General features: G+C 33.6%; 28 protein-coding genes and 1 CRISPR repeat array (1 of these 29 only partly in view). Of the genes, 9 read left to right on the top strand and 19 right to left on the bottom strand.

The genetic code is table 11. The annotated features are described in order from the left end of the window. Nucleotides 1-169: 169 nt before the first annotated feature. Complete coding sequence (locus tag UNSWCS_RS05965; RefSeq protein WP_021087736.1) at nucleotides 170-385, bottom strand: hypothetical protein; 216 nt, start codon at nucleotides 383-385, stop codon at nucleotides 170-172. Between the two features lie 145 nt (nucleotides 386-530). Here UNSWCS_RS05965 and UNSWCS_RS05960 point away from each other — a divergent pair, with 145 nt between their 5' ends. Further along, nucleotides 531-1,169, top strand: coding sequence for a S24 family peptidase (locus UNSWCS_RS05960; protein ID WP_021087745.1), 639 nt, complete (start codon nucleotides 531-533; stop codon nucleotides 1,167-1,169). Nucleotides 1,170-2,144: 975 nt separating this feature from the next. Here UNSWCS_RS05960 and UNSWCS_RS05955 read toward each other — a convergent pair. The 6 genes from UNSWCS_RS05955 to UNSWCS_RS05930 all read right to left on the bottom strand — a co-directional run bounded on the left by UNSWCS_RS05955 (nucleotide 2,145) and on the right by UNSWCS_RS05930 (nucleotide 7,201). Continuing rightward, complete coding sequence (locus UNSWCS_RS05955) at nucleotides 2,145-2,543, bottom strand: type II toxin-antitoxin system VapC family toxin (protein WP_012000868.1); 399 nt, start codon at nucleotides 2,541-2,543, stop codon at nucleotides 2,145-2,147. Then, a complete protein-coding gene (locus UNSWCS_RS05950; protein ID WP_021087716.1) occupies nucleotides 2,543-3,397 on the bottom strand; it encodes a hypothetical protein in 855 nt (284 codons plus the stop codon). The genes UNSWCS_RS05955 and UNSWCS_RS05950 overlap by 1 nt, the downstream gene beginning before the upstream one ends. A 649-nt stretch (nucleotides 3,398-4,046) precedes the next feature. Further along, a complete protein-coding gene (locus tag UNSWCS_RS05945) occupies nucleotides 4,047-5,249 on the bottom strand; it encodes a HipA family kinase (RefSeq protein ID WP_021087747.1) in 1,203 nt (400 codons plus the stop codon). A 167-nt stretch (nucleotides 5,250-5,416) separates the two neighbouring features. After that, nucleotides 5,417-5,674: a hypothetical protein gene (locus UNSWCS_RS05940; RefSeq protein WP_021087719.1), complete on the bottom strand. Its 258-nt coding sequence runs from the start codon at nucleotides 5,672-5,674 to the stop codon at nucleotides 5,417-5,419. Nucleotides 5,675-5,693: 19 nt separating this feature from the next. Continuing rightward, nucleotides 5,694-6,329: a zeta toxin family protein gene (locus UNSWCS_RS05935; RefSeq protein WP_021087733.1), complete on the bottom strand. Its 636-nt coding sequence runs from the start codon at nucleotides 6,327-6,329 to the stop codon at nucleotides 5,694-5,696. Nucleotides 6,330-6,412: 83 nt separating this feature from the next. Beyond that, nucleotides 6,413-7,201 (bottom strand): Fic family protein, encoded by a 789-nt coding sequence (locus tag UNSWCS_RS05930; protein ID WP_021087742.1) that lies wholly within the window; start codon nucleotides 7,199-7,201, stop codon nucleotides 6,413-6,415. Nucleotides 7,202-7,489: 288 nt separating this feature from the next. Here UNSWCS_RS05930 and UNSWCS_RS05925 point away from each other — a divergent pair, with 288 nt between their 5' ends. The 4 genes from UNSWCS_RS05925 (at nucleotide 7,490) to UNSWCS_RS05910 (ending at nucleotide 10,696) form a co-directional block, all read left to right on the top strand. Next, entirely contained in the window at nucleotides 7,490-8,518 is a 1,029-nt protein-coding gene (locus UNSWCS_RS05925) for a tyrosine-type recombinase/integrase (RefSeq protein ID WP_021087731.1), read from the top strand. A 291-nt stretch (nucleotides 8,519-8,809) separates the two neighbouring features. Continuing rightward, entirely contained in the window at nucleotides 8,810-9,064 is a 255-nt protein-coding gene (locus UNSWCS_RS05920; protein WP_021087749.1) for a ribbon-helix-helix domain-containing protein, read from the top strand. Further along, complete coding sequence (locus UNSWCS_RS05915; protein ID WP_021087728.1) at nucleotides 9,042-9,326, top strand: type II toxin-antitoxin system RelE family toxin; 285 nt, start codon at nucleotides 9,042-9,044, stop codon at nucleotides 9,324-9,326. The genes UNSWCS_RS05920 and UNSWCS_RS05915 overlap by 23 nt, the downstream gene beginning before the upstream one ends. A 194-nt stretch (nucleotides 9,327-9,520) precedes the next feature. Continuing rightward, nucleotides 9,521-10,696 (top strand): type II toxin-antitoxin system HipA family toxin, encoded by a 1,176-nt coding sequence (locus UNSWCS_RS05910; RefSeq protein ID WP_021087713.1) that lies wholly within the window; start codon nucleotides 9,521-9,523, stop codon nucleotides 10,694-10,696. Between the two features lie 59 nt (nucleotides 10,697-10,755). On the opposite strand, the gene UNSWCS_RS05905 is transcribed toward UNSWCS_RS05910, so the two are convergent. Beyond that, nucleotides 10,756-11,622, bottom strand: a complete 867-nt coding sequence (locus UNSWCS_RS05905; protein ID WP_021087729.1) for a helix-turn-helix transcriptional regulator — start codon at nucleotides 11,620-11,622, stop codon at nucleotides 10,756-10,758. 109 nt (nucleotides 11,623-11,731) lie between these two features. Here UNSWCS_RS05905 and UNSWCS_RS05900 point away from each other — a divergent pair, with 109 nt between their 5' ends. Beyond that, entirely contained in the window at nucleotides 11,732-12,334 is a 603-nt protein-coding gene (locus UNSWCS_RS05900) for a cell division protein FtsZ (protein WP_021087720.1), read from the top strand. Here UNSWCS_RS05900 and UNSWCS_RS05895 read toward each other — a convergent pair. From UNSWCS_RS05895 to UNSWCS_RS12650, 11 genes are all read right to left on the bottom strand, one after another. Then, nucleotides 12,331-13,275 carry an HP0729 family protein gene (locus UNSWCS_RS05895; protein ID WP_320973605.1) on the bottom strand — a complete coding sequence of 315 codons (945 nt, stop codon included), beginning with the start codon at nucleotides 13,273-13,275 and terminating at the stop codon, nucleotides 12,331-12,333. The genes UNSWCS_RS05900 and UNSWCS_RS05895 overlap by 4 nt on opposite strands. Beyond that, nucleotides 13,276-13,434, bottom strand: a complete 159-nt coding sequence (locus UNSWCS_RS12515) for a hypothetical protein (protein ID WP_235044393.1) — start codon at nucleotides 13,432-13,434, stop codon at nucleotides 13,276-13,278. 4 nt (nucleotides 13,435-13,438) lie between these two features. Beyond that, a complete protein-coding gene (locus UNSWCS_RS05890) occupies nucleotides 13,439-13,648 on the bottom strand; it encodes a hypothetical protein (RefSeq protein ID WP_021087751.1) in 210 nt (69 codons plus the stop codon). 104 nt (nucleotides 13,649-13,752) lie between these two features. Further along, nucleotides 13,753-14,889, bottom strand: coding sequence for a YcjF family protein (locus UNSWCS_RS05885; RefSeq protein WP_021087717.1), 1,137 nt, complete (start codon nucleotides 14,887-14,889; stop codon nucleotides 13,753-13,755). A gap of 208 nt (nucleotides 14,890-15,097) precedes the next feature. Continuing rightward, complete coding sequence (locus UNSWCS_RS11830; protein ID WP_021087744.1) at nucleotides 15,098-15,235, bottom strand: hypothetical protein; 138 nt, start codon at nucleotides 15,233-15,235, stop codon at nucleotides 15,098-15,100. Between the two features lie 46 nt (nucleotides 15,236-15,281). Beyond that, nucleotides 15,282-15,980: a hypothetical protein gene (locus tag UNSWCS_RS05880; RefSeq protein ID WP_021087737.1), complete on the bottom strand. Its 699-nt coding sequence runs from the start codon at nucleotides 15,978-15,980 to the stop codon at nucleotides 15,282-15,284. A gap of 120 nt (nucleotides 15,981-16,100) precedes the next feature. Beyond that, nucleotides 16,101-16,460: a hypothetical protein gene (locus UNSWCS_RS05875; protein ID WP_035143593.1), complete on the bottom strand. Its 360-nt coding sequence runs from the start codon at nucleotides 16,458-16,460 to the stop codon at nucleotides 16,101-16,103. A 55-nt stretch (nucleotides 16,461-16,515) separates the two neighbouring features. Continuing rightward, complete coding sequence (locus tag UNSWCS_RS05870) at nucleotides 16,516-17,001, bottom strand: hypothetical protein (RefSeq protein WP_035143592.1); 486 nt, start codon at nucleotides 16,999-17,001, stop codon at nucleotides 16,516-16,518. Between the two features lie 60 nt (nucleotides 17,002-17,061). Then, the gene (locus tag UNSWCS_RS11510) at nucleotides 17,062-18,627 is read right to left on the bottom strand and encodes a GTPase domain-containing protein (protein ID WP_021087724.1); all 1,566 of its coding nucleotides are present in this window, start codon (nucleotides 18,625-18,627) and stop codon (nucleotides 17,062-17,064) included. A 3-nt stretch (nucleotides 18,628-18,630) separates the two neighbouring features. After that, nucleotides 18,631-19,746, bottom strand: coding sequence for a GTPase (locus UNSWCS_RS05860; protein ID WP_021087732.1), 1,116 nt, complete (start codon nucleotides 19,744-19,746; stop codon nucleotides 18,631-18,633). A gap of 245 nt (nucleotides 19,747-19,991) precedes the next feature. Next, the gene (locus UNSWCS_RS12650; protein WP_021087750.1) at nucleotides 19,992-20,117 is read right to left on the bottom strand and encodes a hypothetical protein; all 126 of its coding nucleotides are present in this window, start codon (nucleotides 20,115-20,117) and stop codon (nucleotides 19,992-19,994) included. Nucleotides 20,118-20,265: 148 nt separating this feature from the next. On the opposite strand from UNSWCS_RS12650, the gene cas6 reads away from it, so the two are divergent. From cas6 to cas2, 3 genes are read left to right on the top strand one after another with little or no spacing between them, the layout of a single operon-like run. Next, complete coding sequence (gene cas6, locus UNSWCS_RS05855) at nucleotides 20,266-21,078, top strand: CRISPR system precrRNA processing endoribonuclease RAMP protein Cas6 (protein ID WP_021087741.1); 813 nt, start codon at nucleotides 20,266-20,268, stop codon at nucleotides 21,076-21,078. Between the two features lie 58 nt (nucleotides 21,079-21,136). Next, nucleotides 21,137-23,332, top strand: coding sequence for a CRISPR-associated endonuclease Cas1 (cas1, locus tag UNSWCS_RS05850; protein WP_021087740.1), 2,196 nt, complete (start codon nucleotides 21,137-21,139; stop codon nucleotides 23,330-23,332). Then, a complete protein-coding gene (gene cas2 / locus UNSWCS_RS05845; protein ID WP_021087730.1) occupies nucleotides 23,329-23,601 on the top strand; it encodes a CRISPR-associated endonuclease Cas2 in 273 nt (90 codons plus the stop codon). Before cas1 ends, cas2 begins: the two co-directional genes overlap by 4 nt. Nucleotides 23,602-24,031: 430 nt before the next feature. Continuing rightward, nucleotides 24,032-24,860: a CRISPR direct-repeat array (repeat unit 37 nt; unit sequence ATCTGATACAAATTTCCCCGATCTAGGGGATTGAAAC) (it continues 61 nt past the right edge of the window).

Raw genomic sequence — 24,860 nt, 5'->3', positions numbered from 1 at the left:
TCTGCGATCTCTACTGCAAACAGCAGCTTCGCTCCGCCACGGCTTCTGATACCGGCGTCGGATATCTTTATGAATGGATGTTTTTGGGAATTGCGTTGCGTAGCAAGTCTTAAAGCCCTATCACAAACACCGAAAATTTTCGTAGCAACGCTTGTTTCAACAAAAAGCATTAACTAGCCTTATTCTCCAAGCTTTCAGGCATTTGTTCGATTATGCCTTCACTAAGAAGTGCTTCAAACACACGTCGCATACTACCTTTTGCGGTATTGTATTTGCCGACAAGTTCGCCGTTTATTACCATGTAAGCTATTCTTTCATTTAGGTCATGCTTCTTAGCCCACTGCCTGATACTTATGCAGTTATCTATGAAATATTGCTTTATCACGGTTGCTCCTTTCGCTCATTTTTTCAAACATTTGAATAATTTAACTTTTTTAAGGTATAATTTTTCAAATGTTTGTAGAATTATATCACATATTGTGAAGTAAGTCAATACAATCTGTGAATAAAAATATATAGGATTTCACAATATGCCAAAAATAGACGTAATTTTAGATAGGATTTATAAAAAGCTAGACATAAAAGGTGATGCCGATTTTTGCAAAAGGTATGACATAAAGCCAAATACACTAAGCAACTGGAAAGCAAGAAATTCTATCCCATACGATAAAATATTTGAGATTATGAAAGCTGAAAAATTGTCATTAGATTACATTTTTTTAGGCAAAGATATTTCTGATACACAAATTGTGAAGCAAAAAGGGTATTACATTACAGCTCTTAGCCATAGCGCAAGTGCAGGAACTTCAAGTATGGTAGATGACGTTGAAGTTTATGAAACGGATAAGAAAATTTTTATACCAGAAACATTTTTTAGAACGCAAATGGACGAAAAACGCCTAAGAATGATACAAGTGGTCGGTGATAGTATGTTGCCTAAATTGCATTCTGGCGACTGGGTTGTTTTGGATATTAATGATAAATTTTTGGGCGATGGTTTATATGTTATCAACTATAACAATATACTAATGGTAAAAATGTTGCAATTTAAACCTAGTGGAAATATTTTTATCAAGAGCCTTAATGCTGAATATGATAGCTATGAAGTAGAAAGCGACAGCCAAGAAATTTTTTATATTGTTGGACGTGTTATAAAAACTATAACTTAAAACCAAGCTTAAAATGTTCCTTAATCAAAAAGGCTATTTTTTAAGCTTAAAAGCATAAGTTTTATTATTTTTGTAATGTTCCTTAATTAAAATCGCCTATTTTTAGATATATCACAACACTAAGGAACATTAAGCTTTATTAAGGAACATTTTTATTTAAATTTTGTTCCTTAATCCCCATTTTTTAAACCTAAATTTATAAGATGATTTGATTATAGTAGCTTGTTTTGTGTGAATTTTTCCGCCATTTTTTCCACCCTTTAAAATGCTTTTAAAAGGCGTTTATTTAGGCTTTATAGGCTTTTAAAGAAGTTTAGTTTTTCCACACTTTTCGGGAAAAAACGGACGATTTGGGATTATAGGGATTTTTCTTGCAGCTGAATTTTTACATTACAACTGAGAGTGAAGTTTTTTAAAATGCCTATTTTTCGTGCTTTCAAAAATCTCGCGCTAAAATTTCTCACTCTCATTTTCTATACCCCCTCAAACAAGTAACATCAATCAGGATATAAAAACATAATCAACAACACAAATATTATCTCTTAATGAAATAAAAAATCTCCCAAAAAAACACAAAATTTGATCTTATATAAAATTTTTTCCCAAAAAAAGAAACAAATACTGCCCTCCATTTGTAAAAAAGTACTTACATTAAAGAAAAAAGCAAAAACCATAAAATAATCCAATGATAATAGGTTTTCTTTTTTGGTGTTTTGTTTTTGTGCGAATTTTTTGCTTGCAAAAAATTAATAGCACAATTATAAAAGTTCAAAAGTTATTTACTTTTGATTTACCTTATTTTTGGTTCCGACAAAAAGAAAAGAATAAGAAGGGAAAACGCTATAAAAAATGGTCTTAAAGTGCGGTAATTTCGTGGACCGTAGCCATTTTATATTTTCCCATACCTGGGAAAAATGGTTTTCTGTGTGGGAAAAATTTAACCACACTAGCGAAATTTTTCCCAAGAAATTATAATTAATCATAATTTTTTACAGCAATAGCAATTTTTGGAAAGTTTTTATCACACGTGTATATAACTTCGCAGCCTTCTTTATCTGCGCAAAAATATTGCAATGCATCCTCCAGGTCGGCATTAGAATTTTTAGAGTACTTTATAGCCTTCTTTATTGTTTCGACGCCAAAGCTTGCTAGCTGCCATTTTTGAGTTATCACTTCTAGAAAGTCAAGCAATATAAGCTGTTTTTGCTTTGAATGACGTAAATTGTAATAAAGTGTGCTAATACTATCTTCACTAATAACAATGTCAGTGCCATTTCGCATTAAATTTTGCATGAGTGCAACAGCTTTTTGGTTATTTGCTCTATCAGTATCAATAATATCAATAATAATATTTAGGTCAAAAAAGACTTTCATTATTCATCCCTTTGGTTTAGTTCGTCTGATTTAACAGCCCTAAGTGACTTAGCATCACCTTTAAAATCACCCTTAAACGCTCCAACAAATTTCATAATATCAGCAATATCGCTCTCTATGCCGCTTGCTGCTTCATTTGTTGTTTCAGATTTTACCTCGATGGCTTCTGGCTTGTCCTCGGCTGGCTCCTCATCATGTTTTTTTGATATCACGATCTCAGTCTCACTCTTATTTGCTGAATGTTGGATCTGTTTTACGCTATCTATTTGAAAATCATCGGGGGCTGCCAAAACCTTGTCAAATCCATCATAGGCTGCATCAGTTAAAATTTCTTTTGTCATTTCGAGCGTTTCGAAATTAAATGTTTTAACAGTCGTTTGCCTTAGCTGTTTGAGGTCTTTTATTGAGCCTTTGCCTACGATTTGTGGGTTGAGCATAAATGAGTTTTTGCCTATAATGTCGAATTTATCCTTGTCATTTTCACTGATTTTAAAAATTGCCTGCTTATCTTCTAACTCTTTCAAGGCACGATATACACTTGATTTTGCCAGAATCTTTCTCTCTTCAAAGTATTTGACAAAATCACTATCATATTTAAAGATATTTTTATAATTGACATTTTTTATCATCACTAAAAAAACCGTTCTGGCATTGTTTGAAAGATTTTCAACTAAAAAGTCTAAGTTTTCAACAAATACCTTTATAAAGGCATCTTTTGACTGTTCTTTTTGTAAAAAACTCGTTACTATCGTTTTTACTTCACCTGTTTGGCTATCTACTATCTCTTGCGTACGATTGTAAAGCCTGGCACTCGTAGAACGAGATTTTTCAAGATCTATAATCTCTCTTGCCATATTTGTCCTTTTTTTCATTTTTTGACACAAATTTACATTTTTTCGCCTTATTGCCTACTTAATTTTTCCCAAAAAATGATACAAAATTTATTATATTAGAAAATTTTTTCCCAGAAAAAAATATTTTTATTTTAAAAGTATGGTTTAAATCAAAATTATAAATAATTTTTGCTATATAATTTTTTTCCATAACAGGTGTTTTTTGGGCTGCCCTTAAATTTAATTTGAGAGTATGTAATACTCACAAGTGATTTTTGTTAAATTTCACGACCTAAAATTAAAAATTTGAAAAAATATTTAAAATTTGTACTATCTAGAAAATCAAAAAATATAGATTATTTTTATGAAAAGATAATTTTTATAGTTTGCGGGTCTAATGGACCCGCAAAAAAACAACATAATTTTAGTAATATTTTTTAAAACTTTACGACTAAAAAATATAAAAATTTAAAAAAAGTATTTATTGAAAAATAATTTTTATTATTTGGGGGTCCATTGGACCCCCAAAAGCAAAATAGCTATTTTTTAAAAATTTATAGTGAATTCTACGACCTAAAATTGAAAAAATAAAAAAAAGACTTTATAAAAAATTGATTTTTTTTAAAAAAATAGTAGTCATATTTGTATTTTTATGTTAAAAAATTTAAGATTAGCTTAATTTATTTAGAGTATCAATAGCCATATTTAATATCACCTGGCTTCTCTTTGATATGAAATTTTCTGCCACTCGTAAGACCTCTTCATCTAGGTTATAAAATTCATGTCGCTCAAACTTAAAATTAGATAACTTTTCAAGTCGTCCTATGTGCCTTGGCATAGCAAACATCTTGGCCTGATCATCAAAATTTAACTCAAACCAGCTTATTTTATCCTCCATCAAGCTATCTATGTTTTTCAATTCTTCCTGAACTATAAAATTTAAAAAGGATAGACCATTATCAAAGATCGGTGCTGCCTTAATTAGATTTTGGCTTTCATTATCTATTAACATGCCAAAATTACCTAAATGTCTATCTGTATTTAGTATTAAAGCGTCAAAGAGCATTATGTCCTCAAATGCTTCTTTGCCATAAATTTCTTCTATTTTTTTCATTAAACTTAGTTTATCTGACTTTATATCGCTCTTGTCTAAGCAGTAGTAAATTGGTAAATAGCCATACTTTTCACTGGTAAAAAGCTCACAAGAACTTATAATTTCTTTTTTAAAAGCGACTAGATCATAGTCTATTGCATTTAAATTTAGTGCTTTTGCGATTTGAGCCATATAATATTCACAATATGCTTCATATCCGCCTTCTGTGCTTTTTGTATTGCTACCTTTATATAGTTCAATCTTGCCACTACTTTCATTTTTATGCCAACATTTCTTTAGCATGCCATTTGTTGTTAATTCTGGAGAAACAGATAGCTCTTTTAGTCTTGTTGATATGCCAGTAAAGGCAACTAATGTAAGTGTTTCATTAAAAGAGTTGCTATATAAATTATAATCAGACCATTTGTAGTCTTTCTCGTTTGATACCACCCAATAGCAATCATTAAGAGAAAGCCCAAAGGATATGTTGATATAGGCCATAAAATTATCTTCTCTTGTTATACCGCTACTAGCTAGAATTTCATTAACAAATTCTCTATTTTTTGGGATTTTTCTATTTCTAATCCAGTTCTCTAGCGACCCCTTTATGTTTTTTGGACTATTTTTTATTTCAAACGGAACTATATCCTGACGTAAAACTTTAACGTCAAGTAGATAGGCCATTTCCTTTTCGACGCCCCTAAATATCTCTTTTTCAAAACAAACATTAAATTCTAAAACATCTACGTCTTTGTTTTTTAAAATATATGTTTTTTTCATTAAATATCTTTTATTTTTATTTAATAATATGTTTAATTATTATAAAAACTAGTAAATTATTAAAAAATATTGTTTTTTTATTTTTTAATATACAAATAATTGTAAATTTAAATAAAATTATTTTTTTATATTAAGAATACTATATTAGTCAATATTTTTAACTAATTTTACAACTCACTCAAAATTTTCTGATTTATCTCTTTGAGAGCTTCTTTTATCAAAGCATTAGCCTCTTTCTCTTTGCCAAGCCTTGTTGCGAGATCTAAAATAACGTTATAAAGCATTATATTATCCTTTGGAAATCTAACACACTCCATCCCTGCTACTACATAACTTTCCACTATCTCGCCCAACTCTTTTGGACTTTTTGTCGCACCTAGCTTTGCCAAAAACTCGTCTGGAAGCTCTATCTTTTTTAATGCCATTGTTCTTTCCTTTCTGATTTTATTTTATAATATTCTTTAATTTGCTGTTTTTTATAACGTTTTCAAACCATTCTATTTTATTAGGCGAATAAATGGTGATTGTGCCATCTTGCTTTTTAGCGATAAAATTTAAATTTGAAAACTTTTGTTTTTCTCTATCCTCGATCAACTCACTATTATCAAAAAAATAAATTTCATCGCATGTTGGGATAATGTGGGCTAAATTTTCAAAACTTTGCGAAAAACGCCTTTCAAGTGTTGCCTCATCAATAGAGTGTCCATTTCTTGCTGCTCTTATGGTCACTCGTTGTTTTGAGAGTTCGATGCTATTTAAGCCAACATAATAAAGGGTAATATAGTAGCCAGCCTCTTTTGCTTCTTGTATAAATTTAACCATGCTATGTTCGCTAAGAGTAGTTTCTATATTAAAATCTATTCCGCGCTCAATGTAAGATTTTCTAAGCTTTAGCGCAAGCCTGCCAGCTCTATTTTGATCTTTGGGGTTTTGCCAGTCGCCAAATTCTCTAACGATTTCATCAGAATTTATCCTTGCACCATAGATGACAGAATCTGCTTCTAGCTGGTTAATATAAAAAGTAGATTTTCCTGCACCATTTACACCTGCAAATATATATAATTTCTTTTGATCGTCCATTTTTATCTCTTTACTCTTTTAAATTTTAAAGCCAAAAAGCCTAAATTTACACATTTGAACTTTTTTCTGGGAAATTTTTAGATCTAACCATCTATTTTTGTCCCAAATCCTGACATAACTTTTTTAAGTGTAGAATATGCTTCATTCAAATCAATGCTTGCACCATCGATATAGTCTTTTAAAATAGCCTCGTATTCATCTTGGCAAGACAAACAAGTATCTATTAAAAATCCTTTTTGGTTCTCATAATTTTTAAGCCCACGATAGTAAAATGCCTGGTGCCCTACATCTATTATAAAAGGGATAATGCCATTTTTTAGGCACTCTTTAAACATTATTAACCTACCAATTCTACCATTGCCATCTTCAAATGGGTGTATTCTTTCAAATTTATAATGAAAATCTATAATATCTTTTATATCTATATTAGTTTTTATAGTATATTCACTAAGTAGCCTTTCTATCTCTTGCATAACTTGTTTTGGTTTAGTGGTTGAAAAATCCCCTATATAATTTGCTATTTTCTTATAGTCGCCTATTACATCATCGCTAGTCCCACTCTTTAAAATTCTATGAAGCTCTTTTAAAAAATCTTGCGTGATAGGCTCGTAATTTTTTTCTAATATAAAGTCAAATGCCTTGAAATGGTTTCTAGTTTCTATAACATCATTTATTTTTATCTCTTCACCATCTTTTTCAGAAAAAAATGAGCTTGTTTCATAAATATGTCTTGTTTGCTCTTTTGTCAAACGACAACCCTCAATATGGTTAGAGTTATATGCAAAAGCTATTTGATTTAAATAATAAAAGCCATTTTTTATATTATTTCTCTTTTCATATAGTAAAATTTCAAGAGACGAAACTTTTTTCATAGTCAAACTACCTTTTAAAAGTTTAAAACTAAATTTATAATAATATAGCTAATAATAATAAAAAAATCAATACAAAACTCTATAATATTTAGCATTTTATTAAAAATAATATTTTAAATAAAAATATATCTTTTATTACTTGACAATACAATCTATTATGATATAATCTCTAAATATATTTACATAATAATTATAAAAAATAAGAGCGTTTAAAAAATTAGCCCTTGTGATAAATAGTAAAAAATATTTTACATAACAGACTATTATGTAAAATAAAAGGAGAATTTTATGAAAAATAATGAGAAATTAGACTTTGCAGACGAGATGGCGAATTATAGAGATAGTTTCATTTCTTATAATAAGATAGCAGACAAGAGCATTAACACAATTAATACATATAGAAATTGTCTTGACGGCTTTGTAGAGTTTTGTTATGAGAATAATGACGTTATTAGCTTTAATAATCTAAATCAAAAGCATATAACTGATTATTTTATATGGTTAGATGACTTATATAGAAAGAAACAACATAAAAAGATTGCTAATAGAGCTAAAAGTGTATCAAGCTCAACAAAGATTAGTTATTTAACTATTTTAAAGATTTTCTTTAAGTATATTACTAATAATAACGATAAGCTTATAGATTTAGAGAAAATATTAGATGGTTACAAGATCGCTAAGAAAAAAGTAAATAAATTTGAAAATTTTATGAAAGAGGGCGAGAGGGATAAAATTTTAGACTATATAGAAAATAAGCTGGTTAAAAAACCTGAATATAGATACATTAAAAATTACAGAAATTCGTTGCTTATAAAACTAATGCTAAAAAGTGGGCTAAGAATAAGCGAAGCACTAAATCTTAAATTTTGTGACTTTCAAGAGAGTGACGACGGCGAATTTTACGATATAAATATACTAGCCAAGGGTGGAGAGTATCAAACGGCATATATACCAAAAAGCCATATAGAAGATGATTTTGAGAGGCTATCTGGCATATACCCACCTGAAAGCTATATCTTTACAAATAAAAACGGCGACAAGCCTATTTCTAGGCAATGCGTATATACTTTACTAGAGCGTATATATAGAAAATGTGGCATAGTAAATAAAAGGGGTTGCCATATATTAAGGCACTCGTTTGCCATGAATATGGTCGAGAAAAATACAAACTTGGGAGTTATACAAAAAGCCCTTAGGCACAAAAAGATACAGACAACAATGATCTATGCAGACGCTACTGGGGATATGGTAAAAAAAGAGATGAGGCGGATAGAACATACAAAACAAACTATACACGATGTAAATCAAACCAAATAAGTAGCTAAATTTTAGACGGAGTCGATCAAACAAAGTGGCTTGTTTGAGTCTGTAAACTCGGCATTAAACATTTTTTCACGACACCGAGTCCTCTTTATGTTTTTAAGGAATTATGTAATTTTTATAAGTCGCATAATTTTGTTGCTAAATAGAAAAATCTTAAAAAAATACACCGATATGTCTATATGTTCTTATTAAAATAAGACAATAATATTCTATTTTATATTGATTTTTATCCTACTTTATGCTATAACATCTATGAAACGAAAAGGACAATGGAGGAGTATTTTTATGACTGAAGGAGTTAAGGATATCAGAGCGACAAAAATAAGCATCACGCTTGATACTTATTTAAAAAAGGAGGTGGATAATATTGCAAAAGAGCTAGGTAAAACTAGGAGTTGCCTAGTCGCCGATGCGGTTGAGTATTATCTTGATTTTTTAGATATGACCGTTGCCACAAGGAGGTTAAATGATAAAAATGACACCATTATATCAAGTGCTGATATGGAGAGATATATAAATGAGTTGGGAGCTAAAATTTAAAAATAGTGTTAAAAAAGATTTTAATAATATTGGATTTTTCGAATCGGCTAAAATTATAAAATCTTTAAATGATTTTATAGAAAATTTTTCTGACGATCAAGAAAGAATTTTGTTAAAAAACGGAAATATCAAAAGGCTTAAGGGTAGTTTAGAGGGTTGTTATTGGCTACGGCTTAGAACATATAGGGTCATCTATGAAAAGAGAGAAAATGAGCTTATAATTCTTGTTTTAAGGGTCGGTAGCAGGGGGAATGTTGATTAAAAAAAATCAAAGTGATTTTATCCCACAAATTTTGGATTATTTTTGATAAGCATAATTTAAAAATAAAAGCAAACTTATTGCGTTTTGCTTTTATTTTTTTATGATCATACTCTTTCTCAAATGTGAAGAATTAAAACATGATCTAAAAAATATATTATACTTACAAATTTTTATAAAAATTACAGGACGCAGTTATGAGCGATGCTTTAAAAATATATAGCAACGATGTTCTTGTAGGATTTCTTAAAGTATATGCCGTAGGCAGAAATGAAACATATTATTTTGAATACGATAAAGAGTGGTTAAAAAATGGCTTTGAAATAGATCCAAATTTACCGCTGCAAAGTTCCCAGTTTGTATCTAAAAAACTATGGGGAGCGTTTTGTGATATAAGCCCAGATAGATGGGGCAAGCTAATCCAAAAGCGAAAAGCTGGTAGCGAACTTACTGAAAGCGAATATATGCTAGGAGTAAGTGACTATTTTCGTATAGGCTCACTCAGAATAGAAAAAGAGTGCGAATTTGTATCTGCTACAAACGATATTCCAAAGCTAACTCACATTAGCGAGCTTTGCATATCATCACAAAGAATTGAGCGTGGTGAGAGCCTTGAAAGTGATATTAAAAATTTGCTCGCACCTAGCGGAAGCTTGGGTGGGGCTAGACCGAAGGCAAGCGTATTAAAAGACAATGAGCTTTACATAGTCAAATTTCCGTCCATAAAAGATGAATATAGACAAATTTCTCGTAGTGAAAAGACTATGTTAGATGTTGCCAGTATCGCAAAAATAAACGTATGTCAAAGCGAGCTTTTTGAAACAGCAAAAGGCACGGCTTTGCTTGTCAAAAGATTTGACAGAAACGGCGATAAGAGAATACCCTATAAGTCAGCTATGACCTTGCTTGGGGTTAGAGATGGCGATGAAAGCAACGATAAGAGCTACTGCGATCTAGCTAGCGTGCTTGATAGTAAAAACAAAAAAGAGCTTTTTCGACGTATGGTTTTTAACGGCTTATTTGGCAACACGGACGATCACCTAAGAAATCACGGCGTGCTATATGATGAAAAAACAAAAAGCTGGAATTTATCCCCTGCATTTGATATAACACCAACACCTATAATCTACTCAAAACAAAACCATGCTTTAAATTTTGTGGGTTTTAAAAGCTTGCCATCGGTCCAGCTTTTTTATGAGATAAAATCAAAATTTGATATAGATGACGGCGAATTTAAAGAGATCATCACAGATATGCTAATGGCAAGAGATAAATTTGAAGAGATAGCAAAGCGAAATAAAATAAATAGCGACAACTTGAAAATGCTAAGAAACAACTATTGCCACGAGGACTTTGGAAGGGGTGGGCGATGATATGTTTGCTTTGCCATTTGGTTTTATGGGGCGAGAGATGGCCATAGTAGTTTATTGCGCTATCCCAAATATTCTCCAAGCAGATTCTCAAATTTCACCCTTAGATACTCAGGCTCTTTTATCTTGATAAATGGCAGCCAGTACTTGACCACGCGCAGGATCTCATCGTCATAGGCTACCTCAGTGCTTAGGATGATCTTATATTCATCTTCGCTTATTATTTTAAAATTTGGCAAGAATTTCTTTCTTTTAAAGTAGCTCATCGCCTCGCTTTTTATCTCTAGTGTAACCTCAAATTTTACGTCTGAAAACCAGTTTGTATCGTTTTGTTTAATGCGGTTTATAAATTCTTCATTTGGCTTAAATGTGCTCTCTTTTATCTTTATATTTTCAAGCTTTGAAATGGTGAAATTTTTAAGCTTGCCACTATTATCTGCCAGCAGGTACCAGACGCCATTGTTGTTTATCAGTTTATATGGTTTTAGTGATCTAAATTTAGCGTTATAAGAGCACTCAACTATCTTATTTTTAATGATAGCAGCGCTTATCTCTTCAAACTCGACTCTTGAAATTTGCAGATCCTCAAAGCCTTGATTTTTGATGAGATAGGCTTTGTTTAGCTTCTCGTTTAAGATGTCGCTAATAAATTTATCGTCTAGGTCCGGAAACAAAGACTTCACTCCACTAAGTATGGCAAATGCCTGGATATCTTTATAGCTAAGCTTACCAAGTGCATAGTCAGCCAAAAAGTATTTGCCATTTGCTTTTTCTATAGGCAATACATTTAGGCGCTCAAAGTCCCTTAGGATGGTTCTTTTATTGACACTAAATTCCTCCGTGAGCTCATCTATGCTAAGTCTTGCTCCGTCATTTAGCTTTATTAAAATTTGAGCGAGCCTAAAGGCTATCTTGTCGTGAGAGTGCATCTTAAATCCTTTTAAAAATTTCGTTATTTTATCCTAAAAACAGATCGCGACACAACCTGTCAATGCTCTGGTGTAAATTTCATTAAATTTTTTTAAAAAAGGAGAAGATATGAGCCTAGCCGAGAGCATAGATAAAGCAACAAGTAATGCACAAATAGATGAGGTAGATAAAAATAAAGTGCACTACTACAAAGAGAGATTTAGTGCATTTGAAGAGATAATAAATGATGAAAATCATCAGATAAATGAGCTAAAGCTTTCAGATTTTCAAGGTTTTGCTTCGTATGAGCAAAATTTAAAAGATATAGACAAAGACCTAGTTGATATGGCTAGTAGCGCTATGTTTATAAATGAGTTTAGTGGCCACTCTGCAAGCATAGGGCTAGACATATCCGACATTAAAAGCACTATGGCTCATAATGGCATGCCAGTGATCGTTAGGGGTATTTCTAGTGGGCAAGATGCTATCCAAAATGCTACCAAGCAAGCCATGCAAAAACTTCTCTCATCAGATGTGTCTGTTAGGTCTGTGACGGCTTGGTTTGAGATAGAAGAAAGTATGGAATTTTCAGATTTAACAGAGGCTATAAATATCATAGAACAGCATCTTGAGCCAGATAGTGACATAGTCTTTGGGACTACAAGTGATGTTAAAAACACAGGCACTGCCAAAATAACCATACTTGCTATGACCTCAAGAGGTATAGGCTAAATTTTATTTGCCTCAGCTCTAGCTTTTATGAGCTTAGCTAGCACGCTGCCTTCTCCTACTCCTACTATCTTTGCTCTTAGTTTTGTTACATCGGCATGGCTAGGGGCTTTGGCATGGACTGTTTCATTGCGTAAGTCTTGGAGTGATGTTATTACTTTTGGCAGGGTTTTAGCTACATAAGTTTGCAACACATTTCCTTCTAGTGCGTCTTGTACAAGATAGTTTTTAAAAAGAAATTTATAGGTTCCTAAATTTGGTTTATTGTTAAACATATCAGCGACCGTAAATTTTGAACCCTGAACTTCATAGTCTATCTTTAGGATGGCTGGATTTTTATCTGTGAGCTTTTTAAAAAGCACTTTAGCAAAGGCATAAATTTCTTGCTCCATAGTCTTTGAGTATTTGACCACGACCGAGCTAAAGTCATAGAGTGGGTTGGAGATGTTGTCAAGATACTCTATCTCGGCTGAGATGATGTTTTCTATGCTGTCTGGGTGCATGAGGTTTATCAAATTTTGCCCAAAGCAGTAGTGAGTCAAATTTTTCTTGATTTCTAAAAACTCATCACTCTTATAAACATCAGGATAGAATTTGCTCTCTTCATCAAAATAGCTCATGCCTTGTTTTGTATCTATAATGAGTGGATAGACGTAGGCGTTGCCATAGACTGCGTATGTGTGGCCATTTACCGTGAAATTTGCTAGGTAGTTATCTCTAACACACTCAAAGTCGCTTCTAGCTAGCTCCCTTATGTCGCTTATCACAAACCACTTCTCTACATCTAGCTCTTTTTCTTTGTAGTAACTCGGTGCGATCTCGCTCATATCATTGCTTGTGATAGAGGTGACCTTTGCTACAAATAAATTTGAATAGTCAGTTAAAAAGAGTTGTAAAAATTTGGCATCGCCGCTTGAGCTTAACTCTTGAGCAAACTGCTCTATTTACTCCTCAAAAGGATTTATCATATCTCGGCGCTTGCTCTTTATCTTGCCAAAGGCAACCTTGCCCTTGTCATTTAAAATTTTAAGATGCTGCTCGATGACATCGCTTTGGTAGTATGGGTTGTAGAGGATGAGGATGTTGCGAATTTTATCTGACATAGTTTTACTTAAAAATTCTCTTTATTAAATCAAACATGCTGTAACCAGTATCTGTGTATGGTTTGCGCTCAAATTTATCATTACCGCATTTTGGACACACTTTTGGTATCTGAGCCATATCATCAGCATCTAGGCAATCACTGCTAAAATGAACCACCTTTTCATAACCGCAGTTTGTACAGCACATTTTAAATGGATTTGGACGTCTTGGCATTGTTTTCTCCTTAACAATATAATAAATAAAGTTTGTCACATCCTATGTGATTCTCAATTTTACCACAAAGGATACGACAAACCAAACGGAGCTACTTTTGATGGTTATTTTACTTTTTCTATGTATGCTTTTATGACAGTGTCAGTTAAATTTTTAAAGAGATCAAAATCTCCTTCGTATATTAAACTAAAATTATCATTTAAATATGCTAGATAGGCGTTGCCCATTAACTTAGTTGTAGAGACAGCAACTGTAGCATTAAATGCTCCTGCAACAAATCCTACAGTCGGTATAAATTTTAATAAATTGCCAGCTGCATATCTTACTGCAAAACCTCCAGCAGCTACTGCAGCAAAAGATGTTGCTAGTTTTGTAATGCTTTCTACATTGGCTTTAAAGCCGTAATTATACGTAATATGTGATATCATGGCTATTTGAGTAGGCAAAAGCAGAACTATATCCGAAAATGGTATAGGTGTAACTGCTATAGCTCCTACTGTTGCACTATATTTATTGATGATATCTAGTGATGCTTGATATTTTATATCTTTATTATATTTTTGCTCTCTAGCAAAAGCTTGCTTTGATGCAGTAGGTAGAGCATCGTATGTTTTTTGGGTAAGTTCTTTTACGCCTTTAAATGGCTTTATGTTGCCATCGTCGTCTTCGATTTCTAGTGCCATAACTCTTTGCAAGCTGTCGTCATTGATGCAAAGCTCGCTTTTCACCTTGTCTGAAAATTTTTCATTATTTTCGTCTTTGTCTTGATTGGCTTTTGTGATTACAGTTATTATGGTATAATTTTTTTGTTTAAGTAATTCAAATAGCTTTTTCTCTCCTTCCTCTATCCTTCTGCTGGGTTCTGCTATACAAAACCATACTATATGTATCTGCTCATCAGCTTTCTTATGGCTATCTTCTTCTAAAAAATTTTCAATATCAGCATACGTATTTTCAAAGTCTCTCATCTCAAGACCTTTTGTATCGTAGATACTAAAATTTTTATTTACTTCTATCTTTCTTATCTCTTGTGTGACTGGCTTTCCAGAACCAGTTTCTGCAACTTTGTCGCCAAAAACAGCGTTTATGAGCGTGCTTTTACCTGCTCCTGTCTTGCCAACTATTAAAACGTTTAGCTTTGAAGTTAAATCTTGTTTAATCTCTTTAAAGACTTCACTGCCTTTAGTTATCAGATCATTTAAGTTTATCTGAACCTCTTGTTGATTTTGAGTTGTTTCCATACTCAGCTCCTTTGAATAAAATTTTGTAATTGAAATTATGTTGAATGTTATTAATAGAAGTTATATTTTTAGAAAATAATGATACAAGAGGAGTTAATGCGAAAAATTTATTTAACGGGGCTACTACCCCCCCCATTTTTGTTTTTTCATACTCACTCCTTTTAAGTTTCGTTATTTTAGTCTATTTTAAACAAAATATAACTTAAAATTAAATAATTAACTTTAGTTTCATATAAATTTGCTTTATAAGCTCCTGCAGTGCTGGCAAATATAAATTTAGTGCCAAAAATTTAATGATCTTATACATGACATAGCCAAACAATAAATCTAAAAATAATCTCCACATTTCTACTCCTTATCTTTTTAAATACTTTTTACAACATGAAACACTATTATTCATAAATTTTCTCCTTAAAAAATTTCTCATCATAGTATCTTTTATATACATCTGCAGCATCTTTAAAAATAGTCGCAATTTCTTGCATATGTGTGGCGGCTCTTAGCTCTCTTAGTGCTTTAACTAGCCTATTGTTTAGCTCAAGAAGTTTAATGATAAGCACTTGTTCATCTTCTTTAAATTCGTTGTAGTCATCGCTCTTACTTTGCGCTAGATCAAGCCTAGTAATGTTATTTGTTATCATCCAGCTCACCGTAAAGTCTATCATCAAATTTAGATCGCATAAAATTTGCAAATCTTCTTTTGAATTTATAAAAAGATGAAACAATTTATTAAAATTTTTGCTATCTGATCTGTTAAATTTCAAAATTTTCTCACTGCTAATGGACGTGTAGGCGGACTTTAACTCTGGTAAATTTTCTATGCCAGAGAGTTTTTCTTGCAAACTTTGCAAAGAAAGAAAAAGGCAACTAATAGTTTCATTAAATTTACGACTTCCGTCTAGCTCATTCTCTTCTAAAAAAACATCATCGCTAATGACCAAATCACTCATATCTATATCGTCATGCTTGTGTGGTCTATGCTCATTTTGCGTGTTGTTATATGGTGTGCATGTATTATAATTATCAAAATACTTTTTCAACCCAAAACCTATAGCCCCAAGCGCCACGCCACCTATGATATATCTTAGCATTTATGCTCCTTTGATTTGATTTATGGTGAAAATTTAACCTAGTGGTGTGACAGGTTGTGTCGTAGCATGTGAAGAGGCTAAAAAAAGACACAATAATTAAATATTTGTCTATCAAAAAGCCTAATCATACTTATTGTTCGTATTTATTGTAAAAGTATAATAGTCTTTTAGTATCACTATATGCAATTCAGCATTGTATTCTGGCGGTGTTGTAGGAAAATTCTTTAGACTTATATTTTTTATATCGTAACGTAGAAAATAATATAAATATTTTGACCTATATTCACTTACTGCTTTATAATTATCCATCATATTGCTATATGCTTTTTTAAAATCTTTATGATTAGTAGTGTTTAAATAGGCTATAACAGCAATAGGATTGTTTGAAATTATATTTTTTAGCTTATTTTGCGCTACTAGCAAAAGTGCAAAGCCTAATATATATTTTTCGTTTATTCTGATATCGTTTTTTGGGACCATGTGTTCAATTCCTGTAGATTGATCATGCGTATATGTTAACAGCCCCTTCTGATCTTTAATCTTTAAAAGCTTTATTGTTTTTTTTCATTGCCTCTTCATCAAATAAAATTTTTAATTCTATTTGATTTACCAGTGTATTTACTTTGCTTAGGGCATCTCTTATTTGCTCTGGTGTATAAACGTATGGATTGGCTTGCTCGAAGTGCTTTTTGTATATAGTTTGCATGGCATCATACGCATTTATTAGTTTTTCTTCTTTTAACTCTTTCCAGTCTGGCTTCTTGCACTTTTGTATATCAGTTATAGCGGTTTTCATGCTATCGCCTGTTATTTTAGTAACATATTCTATGATTAAATCAATCTCGACCTCTTTATTGGAGAGAGCATTATACATATGCATTAGATATTCTGGTGAGATCTGATGAGTTCCTAATATTCTTTCTGCCCAAGCATGCGCAAGACCAAAATCCTTACTAGATGTCGTTAAAAAGTCCAAAGCAAGAATCGCTGCTAATACATTATCTTTTATTCTATCTAACATTTTCAAAACTCCTTTTTATTAAAATATAAGTGCCATTCTAATAATAACAGGTTGTGTCAGTTAGCTTATGTTATTTAGCATATTTTTAACGTATTCTAACTCCTCTATATTTATCTTTTTGCCTTTTTTTGCTTTGTCGGCTATTATTTTTGCCTTATAAAATTTTTCTTGTATAACTTCAACTCCCTTAAATAAAATTTCTTTTGCTTTTTTGTGTTTTTCAAGCTCTTGATAGTTATTATAATTTATGTATCCACAAGCATCCCTGGTAGTTCTAAATATCTCTGCAAAATCATCTTTGTCAATAGCATTATCTATACTTTTACATAGCTTTTCAAAAGGCGTATCACCTAGTGATGAAAATAAGACAATCAACTTTTTTATGCTTTGTTCAAATAATGTCGGACCTACGCATAATATCAATGGCATAGAAATATTATTGTGTTTTAAAAATGGCATACTTTCAAATTTCAGTGAAATTTGGGCGTAACTCTTTAGCACTTCAAGTCTGCGAATATCCTCAGCACTTAATTTTTTATCCTCTTGTATAATCGCGTACTTTTCTTTAAGTATCTCATCTATAAAAGCGTCTATCTTTGAATCTACTAAATCTAATAATATAAAATTACAAATAGCTTTTATGCCAAACGGAATAAAAAAATTAAATCCATTTGAAAATAAGTTGCTGTCTGAGACTATAGACAATAATGATATGGAAAGATCATTATTTGCTGAAAAGTAACTCCTAAAACTCTCTACCTTTGTTTTTAGCTTTTTAAAATTTTCACTAAAAACATCCTCTCCTTTATACTCATTGCCAAACTCATCTAAAAATTTTTTATATGAAATGTAATTTTGCGGAATGATTTTCTCATTTTGTATATCCTCAAGTATAGGTTTAATGGCAGCTAGAAGTTTTTGTCTAAATTTATCTTTATTGCTTTTAAATAGATCAAAATCAAGCAGAGAAATCTTATCTCTCAGCCTCTTTCTTATCTGCTCCATATACCCTATAACGCTATCATAGGTAGCTATGCTAAGCTCTCTGCCTATCTTTTCATACGATGAGTTTAACAAAATTTTGACAGCCTCATCTTTGCCATACTTTTGACTTTGTGTTCCAGCTCTTGTTTTTCTTGATATGGAGCAAATTTTTATACTTTTGAGATTATTTTGTTCGCAATTTTTTTCAAGTTGACATAGCGTGTCACTATCAGCGACATCGCAGTGAGTAAAGACAATGTTTCCATCTATATCATATTTTTGTTTTATCTCTTTTATTTTAGTTATTTCGCCAGGCTCTATTCTGGAACTTGAAGTATTTATAACGTAAAACAAAACATGTATGATCTTATTTGGATCTTTTTGGCTCTGCTTATGAGATAAAAAATTATCAAGCTCTCCCATCCACTTTGATTGATTATCGGGTTCCAATCCTACAGAATCATATACATTTATCTTTATGCCCTCTTTTTCAAAATGATATGCTTGAAAATTTTCAGCCCAGCTAGTTACCGGCTCTCCTGAACCGGTAGTAAATTTATCCACATTAAAAAGATAGTTTGCAAAAGAGCTTTTGCCGGTGCCCGTTTTTCCTATGATTAAAATATTGCAAGCAATACTCATAGCTTATCCTTTGAATTGATCTTTTGCTTTATTTATAATACCAAATATAAAATTTGAGTTAAAAACTTCAGCCCAAACAGGCATTTGACCAGTTTTTAAAAACTCATCTAGCGCCTTAGCATTTGCCTCAACAATCGCCACGCCGAATCCATAAGTAAGACTTCCAGCAACTGCTGCATTTATTAGCTGTCCCAAAATAGGTATAAATTTTGTAAGGCTAGCTGCCGCTGCCTTGCCCACTATTTGCAATAGCTGCGTTCGTAAAAGCTCTCCTAGCTTTAAAGCGCTACCGGTATTTAACCAAAAGATATTTGTTATCTCTACACACATGGTTATTTGCTGTGGTGCTATAAGAAGGGCGTCTGAGACTGGTACTGGATTTAGCCCTGCTGTTGCAGCAGTCGTTGTAGCGGCTATTTTTACTATCCTATAAGCTTCTTGCTTTTTAAGCTCTATCGAAGAAATTTGCGCCGATATGAAGGCTTGTCTTAGCATATCATCATCAAGTTGACCAACAGACCACTCAAGCAAAGCATCTATATCAAGTTTCATGCTTTCATCATTTGTGGTTTCAAAAAAATCCATTGGGCCGATTTTTTCTTTGATGATACCTTTAAATGCGTTTGCATCTTTACCGCTACCATCCTCTAGCTCTTCATCAGTGTCGCATTTTGTAAAAACTATTGCGATTTTATACCCATTGTCTTTAAAATATTTGATATTTTTTATGTCATAAGGAGTTACTCTATGATTTGCTATAGATATACAATACCAAACTATATGTATCTGCTCGTCTAGATTCTTTTTTTGAAGTTTTTCAAGCTCAGGGATTATACTTTGTTCAAAATTTGTATTGTTTTGCTCATTTGTACTTGTTGTTTCGTACCCCTCAGTGTCATAAAACACTATCGGCACACTTTGGCTCGGATCTTCTATTCTGTTCATACCTTTAGTAATAGGAGCTCCAACACCAGCCTTTGCTGCGTTTTTGCCAAATATACGATTTATAAGAGAGCTTTTACCAACTCCTGTTCCACCTACAACAGCCAAATTTGGCTTTTTTATCGCCGCTTTTTGCTCTTCAAACTCTTTTTGGAACGCCTCTTCAAATTTTGTCATAACAACTCCTTTACATGTTAAAATAATTTAATATTTTACAACTATTTAAATAAAAAATATATTTTATTTAAAAAATATTGTTTTATTGCTAACTATATGCTAACTTTTAGGACATTACATGTCTTTTTTGCTAATCCAAAAAATAATTAAGCATTTATTAAAACACTTGCTTTTGTTTTTGATTTGATTTATGGTGAAAATTTAACCTAGTGGTGTGACAGGTTGTGTCGCAGATGATAAATTTACTAAAAACCCACCGCGCACTTATGCTTTAGCTTCCTGCTATACTTACTTTTATCTTTTTTGACCCTTGTCGAGAGAGAAATTTCTCGCCTAATGTGAGACAATATATTTTGATCTCGCTTTTGCATTTCTTATCCTTTAAATTTATTTTTACAAATAGGCAAAATCTTACAAATTAGCAGTGTCAAATGCTGACACTTAAGTGCCCATTTTGCATGCACCAGCTAGCCAAAACTTCTTTTAGAGTATAATTTTAAAAATCTCTCAAAGGCAACCATGCTAAAGTATTTAGAGTTAGCCGTTTGCGGCACAAATTTAAAGCTCACCTACCCATTTATAGGCTCTACCATCAGAGGCACCTTCGGACACGCGCTAAGATATGCAAGCTGCCCTTTCGTCAGCCAAGAGTGCGGCACATGCGACATTTCTGGTAGCTGTATTTATGATGAATTTTTTGAAAACATCTCTGATACGCCAAATTTTAGGCTAGATATCGAGCTTGGCCAAACGAGCTTTGACTTTAAAATTTTGCTTTTCGAGCATGCCGTTAGCTACCTGCCATATGTAGCTATCGCTGTTAAAAATATGCAAGAGATCGGCCTTGGCGCAAGTAGAGATAAATTTAAGCTCAGCCACTTTGCGCTAAATGGCAAAATGGTTGAAATCAAATTTTTACTAAACTCCGAGCCAGAAACTCTAAATTTCACACCAAATTTCACCGCAGGCGACTACGAGATCTACCTTCAAACCCCACTTCGCATAAAACAAAAAAATGCCCTTGTTAAAAGCGAGATCGACTTTAGGTCATTTATCCGCCAGATCGCCATGCGATATGAGGGCATTTCAGGCACGCAGATGGATAAATTTGAAGTTAAATTTGACCATTTCGAGCAAGAGCTTAGCTTTTACGACCTTGAGCGTTACTCAAACCGCCAGCGCACCAAGATGCACTTTGGCGGCGTCACTGGCAAGATGCGAGTTTATGGCCTTGATGAGCGCTCAGCAGGGCTTTTGCAGCTAGCCACTATCACAGGTGTTGGCAAAAGCACCGTTTTTGGACTGGGCAAGATAGCTGTGACGCAGATCTAGCCTTTGTGCTTCTGGCTGGCTTTTGCGTCAAGCACTAAAAAGCTAAAAAGGATAGCCTATGTTTGATCTAAATTTAGAGGATATTTTTACAAAAGATACATTTGACTATGCGCTAAAAAGGCTCAAGCACACAGCCTTAGGGCTTGACGAGCTTAGCATGGATGAGCTCTGCACGGAGGCATTTTTTGCCGAGCTAAAGGATGAAATTTTAAACCTCTCTTATTCGCCCCAGCCCTTAAAACGAGCCTTCATCCCCAAAGAGAACAAGGACGAGTTTCGCAAACTAGCCATCCCATCTTTAAAAGATAAATTTACACAAAACATCCTCATTGGCGAGCTTTCAAGCTATTTTGACAAAGGCTTTTCAAACCGCTCCTACGCCTACCGAAGTGGCAAATCATACTCAAACGCCATCTTTCGAGCCAGAGATTTTTGCTTGACGCACGACTTTGTCTTAAAAACCGACATAAAAGACTTTTTTGAAAACATAAACCACGAAAAACTACTTGAAATTTTACGCTCAAATATCAAAGACACACGCATCATTAGGCTCATCGAGCTTTGGATAAAAAATGGCATCTTCGAGCATTTTGACTATACTTCTCACACAAAAGGCGTCCATCAAGGCGACGTTTTAAGCCCACTTCTTTCAAACATCTACCTTGATCAAATGGATAAATTTCTCGAGCATAGCAGTATAGAGTTTGTAAGATACGCAGATGATTTTGTGCTCTTTTTTGGCTCACGTGAAGCCTGCGAGCAAGCGCTTGCCGGACTAAAGGACTTTTTAGTAACCATAAATTTATCCCTAAACGAAGCCAAAACATCCTTGCACGACAAAGATAGCGAATTCACCTTTCTTGGCGTAAATTTCAAAGCTCACGAGCTAAGCATAGGCGAGGATAAATTTGCACGCATCCTATCCAAACTCACAGCCTCGTCTAAAAAGCCAGACATCACCCAAAGCGTAGAGAACATAAATGCCTATATCTCACACCTAAAGACCATTTCGCTTAAGCTCTTTTCGCCAGCGCAAAAAGATAGCTTTTGCCTGCATTTTGATGAAGTTTTGACAAATTTAACTCGCAAATTTTTAAAAACCATAGACAAGCACACTCTAGCAGACGCTCTATCAAATTTAAATTTCCCATTTGAGCTAAGTCACTCTCTCAAAAAAGCAAAAATTCTCTCCTACTACAAAAACGCTAAACGTCCAGCCGTAAAGTCCGTCCAAAACGCCCTGGAAGCCAAAAAGCGCGAGTACACAAAGTCCTTCTCGCAAAGCTCCGTCATCCACATCACGACGCCATTTTATTTTCTAGCGCTCTCACAGGGTAAATTTGTCCTAAAAGATAAAGGCACTATCAAGCACAAATTTCCGATCGCTCAAATAACCCAGATCATCATAAACGCTCAAATTTCCCTAAGCTCTGCCGTCATAAAAGAGTGCGCTAAACGCAAAATTTCTATAAATTTCATCGACGAAAAGACAAATTTAAGCTACGCCACGCTCTTTACAGCAAACTCAGCCATCTCAAAAACCGCCGCCTCGCAGATCACACTGCTAAAAACCAAAAAGTCTATGCGTATCGCCCAGCAGTTCATCATCGGCAAGCTCAAAAATCAGATCAACTACCTAAAATACCTAGACAAATACCACAAAAGCCTAAGCTCCCACATCAGCTCCATGCAAGAGATACTAACCTCCCACGTCCCAAACGCCCAAAGCGTAAGCGAGCTTTTGGGCTTTGAAGGTAGCAGCGCAAACGCATACTGGCAGGCCATAGCAAAGGCGATAGACTATAAATTTAGCTTCACCGCACGCGTCACGCAAGGCGCAACCGACATTGTAAATTCAGCCCTAAACTACGGCTACGCCATCCTTTACTCAAAGATACTAAAGTCCATCGCTGCTGTTGGTCTTTCGCCTCACGTCTCATATCTGCACGCACTTGACGAGCAAAAGCCCACTCTAGCCTTTGATCTCATCGAGGAATTTAGAGCCTTCATAGTTGATCGCGCTATCATCTCCATGGTAAATAAAAACGAGCCTTTCGAGATAAAAGACGGCCTTTTATCTGCCAAAACTAGGCAAAATATCGCTAAAAACGTCAACGAAAAGCTCTTTGCCTACACGCAGTATAGAGGCGAGCAGCTAAAAGCGCAAGATATCATCGACAAACAAGCATACGCCCTAAAACGAGCCGTCACACAAAATGAAAAATACAAGCCTTTTATAGGGAGATTTCAATGAACATCATCATCTGCTACGACGTCCGCCTAACCAAGCGCCGAAACAAACTAGCCACGCTACTTGAGAGCTACGGCCTAAGAGCAAACTACTCTGTCTTTGAGCTAGATATCTCTGAGCGTGACTTTTTATCTATAAAAGAGCGCATAGCAAAGATCATCGACCCTAAAACTGACAAAGTGCTATTTTACCGCATCTGCAAGAGCTGTATGGCTAAAAGTGAGACCTTAGGCGAGGGCAAGATATTTTGCCCAAGCGACACCTATGTCTAAGCGCCTTTTTTAGGGATTTGATTTTCGAACTTTTGAAAATTTCAAAACACCCTTTTTACCGCATTTTTATGTTTTATTAAGTTTCAAAAACTTCGAAAATCTCAAATTTCCCTATCCCAAAAAAGACTTTCTCGAACTTTTGCATTTTTGCACTTTTTAAAGTTGCCTTTTTTAGGCACTTAGCATAGAGCCCAAATTTGCCAAAATTCGAAAATCACACAAATTTTCACTTTTCATTTTAGATTTTCGAACTTTTTAGCTTTCATAAATACCCTTAAATTCGCTATCTTAAGCTATCTATAAGCAAAAGAGTGCGAATTTTAAAAATTTTTTTAGCCACATTTTCGAACATTTTGCCATTTGTGATATAATGCCGGCAAAGAGTAGTTCTTTTAAAACTCATTGTTAATTTACAATCGTTTTTTGGGCTATTAGATACAAATTTCCCCGATCTAGGGGATTGAAACATGTCCCCAGAATTTTTTTACCAGACTTTTTCTGTCAGGCAATAAATTAGATACAAATTTCCCCGATCTAGGGGATTGAAACAACGTAGCTATTAAGCCAGCGCCTAAGTATTTGTATCATTAGATACAAATTTCCCCGATCTAGGGGATTGAAACAACCGCCTTGTTGCTGTCCATAATTTTGTTGTTGATAACCGCATTAGATACAAATTTCCCCGATCTAGGGGATTGAAACTATATTTCGTTTGAAGTATATCTTTTACCTAATAATTCTAATTAGATACAAATTTCCCCGATCTAGGGGATTGAAACGAAAATCTTCACAATCGATATCTGTTGTGTTAGCCATAAATCTGATACAAATTTCCCCGATCTAGGGGATTGAAACGTTTTCATTTTTATCTCCTTTGTAAAAAAAAAATGAACTATATTTATCTGATACAAATTTCCCCGATCTAGGGGATTGAAACATTGAGGAGGTTGCCATTTTCGTCATAAGTGTTTATAACGAAATCTGATACAAATTTCCCCGATCTAGGGGATTGAAACACACCTCTTTGCACATTTCGTGCAGTTCCTTGAAGTATCTGATACAAATTTCCCCGATCTAGGGGATTGAAACTATGAGAATCCAATATCAATGCCTAGTTCCATAATTTTATTAGATACAAATTTCCCCGATCTAGGGGATTGAAACCCTTGATTAAAAAAGTGAAGGTATTGCTCAACTAATGGATTTATCTGATACCAATTCCCCCGATCTAGGGGATTGAAACCATGTTTGATTTTTAT

Origin of the sequence: Campylobacter concisus UNSWCS (assembly GCF_000466685.1) — a bacterium.
In the GTDB taxonomy this organism is placed as follows: Bacteria; Campylobacterota; Campylobacteria; order Campylobacterales; family Campylobacteraceae; genus Campylobacter_A; species Campylobacter_A concisus_A.
Note: the sequence above shows the minus strand (reverse complement) of the source record. Positions and strands in the feature narration are given on the sequence as shown.

Excerpts from the sequence above, each read along its gene's own strand:
- UNSWCS_RS12515 (WP_235044393.1), bottom strand. The coding sequence starts at position 13,434 with ATGTCAGATAAAATTCGCAACATCCTCATCCTCTACAACCCATACTAC.
- UNSWCS_RS12650 (WP_021087750.1), bottom strand. The coding sequence starts at position 20,117 with ATGCAAAAGCGAGATCAAAATATATTGTCTCACATTAGGCGAGAAATT.
- UNSWCS_RS05935 (WP_021087733.1), bottom strand. The coding sequence starts at position 6,329 with ATGGACGATCAAAAGAAATTATATATATTTGCAGGTGTAAATGGTGCA.
- UNSWCS_RS11830 (WP_021087744.1), bottom strand. The coding sequence starts at position 15,235 with ATGTGGAGATTATTTTTAGATTTATTGTTTGGCTATGTCATGTATAAG.
- UNSWCS_RS05955 (WP_012000868.1), bottom strand. The coding sequence starts at position 2,543 with ATGAAAGTCTTTTTTGACCTAAATATTATTATTGATATTATTGATACT.
- UNSWCS_RS05910 (WP_021087713.1), top strand. The coding sequence starts at position 9,521 with ATGAGCGATGCTTTAAAAATATATAGCAACGATGTTCTTGTAGGATTT.
- UNSWCS_RS05915 (WP_021087728.1), top strand. The coding sequence starts at position 9,042 with ATGAGTTGGGAGCTAAAATTTAAAAATAGTGTTAAAAAAGATTTTAAT.
- UNSWCS_RS05925 (WP_021087731.1), top strand. The coding sequence starts at position 7,490 with ATGAAAAATAATGAGAAATTAGACTTTGCAGACGAGATGGCGAATTAT.
- UNSWCS_RS05900 (WP_021087720.1), top strand. The coding sequence starts at position 11,732 with ATGAGCCTAGCCGAGAGCATAGATAAAGCAACAAGTAATGCACAAATA.
- UNSWCS_RS05875 (WP_035143593.1), bottom strand. The coding sequence starts at position 16,460 with ATGGTCCCAAAAAACGATATCAGAATAAACGAAAAATATATATTAGGC.
- UNSWCS_RS05860 (WP_021087732.1), bottom strand. The coding sequence starts at position 19,746 with ATGACAAAATTTGAAGAGGCGTTCCAAAAAGAGTTTGAAGAGCAAAAA.
- UNSWCS_RS05930 (WP_021087742.1), bottom strand. The coding sequence starts at position 7,201 with ATGAAAAAAGTTTCGTCTCTTGAAATTTTACTATATGAAAAGAGAAAT.
- cas2 (WP_021087730.1), top strand. The coding sequence starts at position 23,329 with ATGAACATCATCATCTGCTACGACGTCCGCCTAACCAAGCGCCGAAAC.
- UNSWCS_RS05945 (WP_021087747.1), bottom strand. The coding sequence starts at position 5,249 with ATGAAAAAAACATATATTTTAAAAAACAAAGACGTAGATGTTTTAGAA.
- UNSWCS_RS11510 (WP_021087724.1), bottom strand. The coding sequence starts at position 18,627 with ATGAGTATTGCTTGCAATATTTTAATCATAGGAAAAACGGGCACCGGC.
- UNSWCS_RS05905 (WP_021087729.1), bottom strand. The coding sequence starts at position 11,622 with ATGCACTCTCACGACAAGATAGCCTTTAGGCTCGCTCAAATTTTAATA.
- cas1 (WP_021087740.1), top strand. The coding sequence starts at position 21,137 with ATGTTTGATCTAAATTTAGAGGATATTTTTACAAAAGATACATTTGAC.
- UNSWCS_RS05960 (WP_021087745.1), top strand. The coding sequence starts at position 531 with ATGCCAAAAATAGACGTAATTTTAGATAGGATTTATAAAAAGCTAGAC.
- UNSWCS_RS05920 (WP_021087749.1), top strand. The coding sequence starts at position 8,810 with ATGACTGAAGGAGTTAAGGATATCAGAGCGACAAAAATAAGCATCACG.
- UNSWCS_RS05890 (WP_021087751.1), bottom strand. The coding sequence starts at position 13,648 with ATGCCAAGACGTCCAAATCCATTTAAAATGTGCTGTACAAACTGCGGT.
- UNSWCS_RS05880 (WP_021087737.1), bottom strand. The coding sequence starts at position 15,980 with ATGCTAAGATATATCATAGGTGGCGTGGCGCTTGGGGCTATAGGTTTT.
- UNSWCS_RS05940 (WP_021087719.1), bottom strand. The coding sequence starts at position 5,674 with ATGGCATTAAAAAAGATAGAGCTTCCAGACGAGTTTTTGGCAAAGCTA.
- UNSWCS_RS05870 (WP_035143592.1), bottom strand. The coding sequence starts at position 17,001 with ATGTTAGATAGAATAAAAGATAATGTATTAGCAGCGATTCTTGCTTTG.
- UNSWCS_RS05950 (WP_021087716.1), bottom strand. The coding sequence starts at position 3,397 with ATGGCAAGAGAGATTATAGATCTTGAAAAATCTCGTTCTACGAGTGCC.
- cas6 (WP_021087741.1), top strand. The coding sequence starts at position 20,266 with ATGCTAAAGTATTTAGAGTTAGCCGTTTGCGGCACAAATTTAAAGCTC.
- UNSWCS_RS05885 (WP_021087717.1), bottom strand. The coding sequence starts at position 14,889 with ATGGAAACAACTCAAAATCAACAAGAGGTTCAGATAAACTTAAATGAT.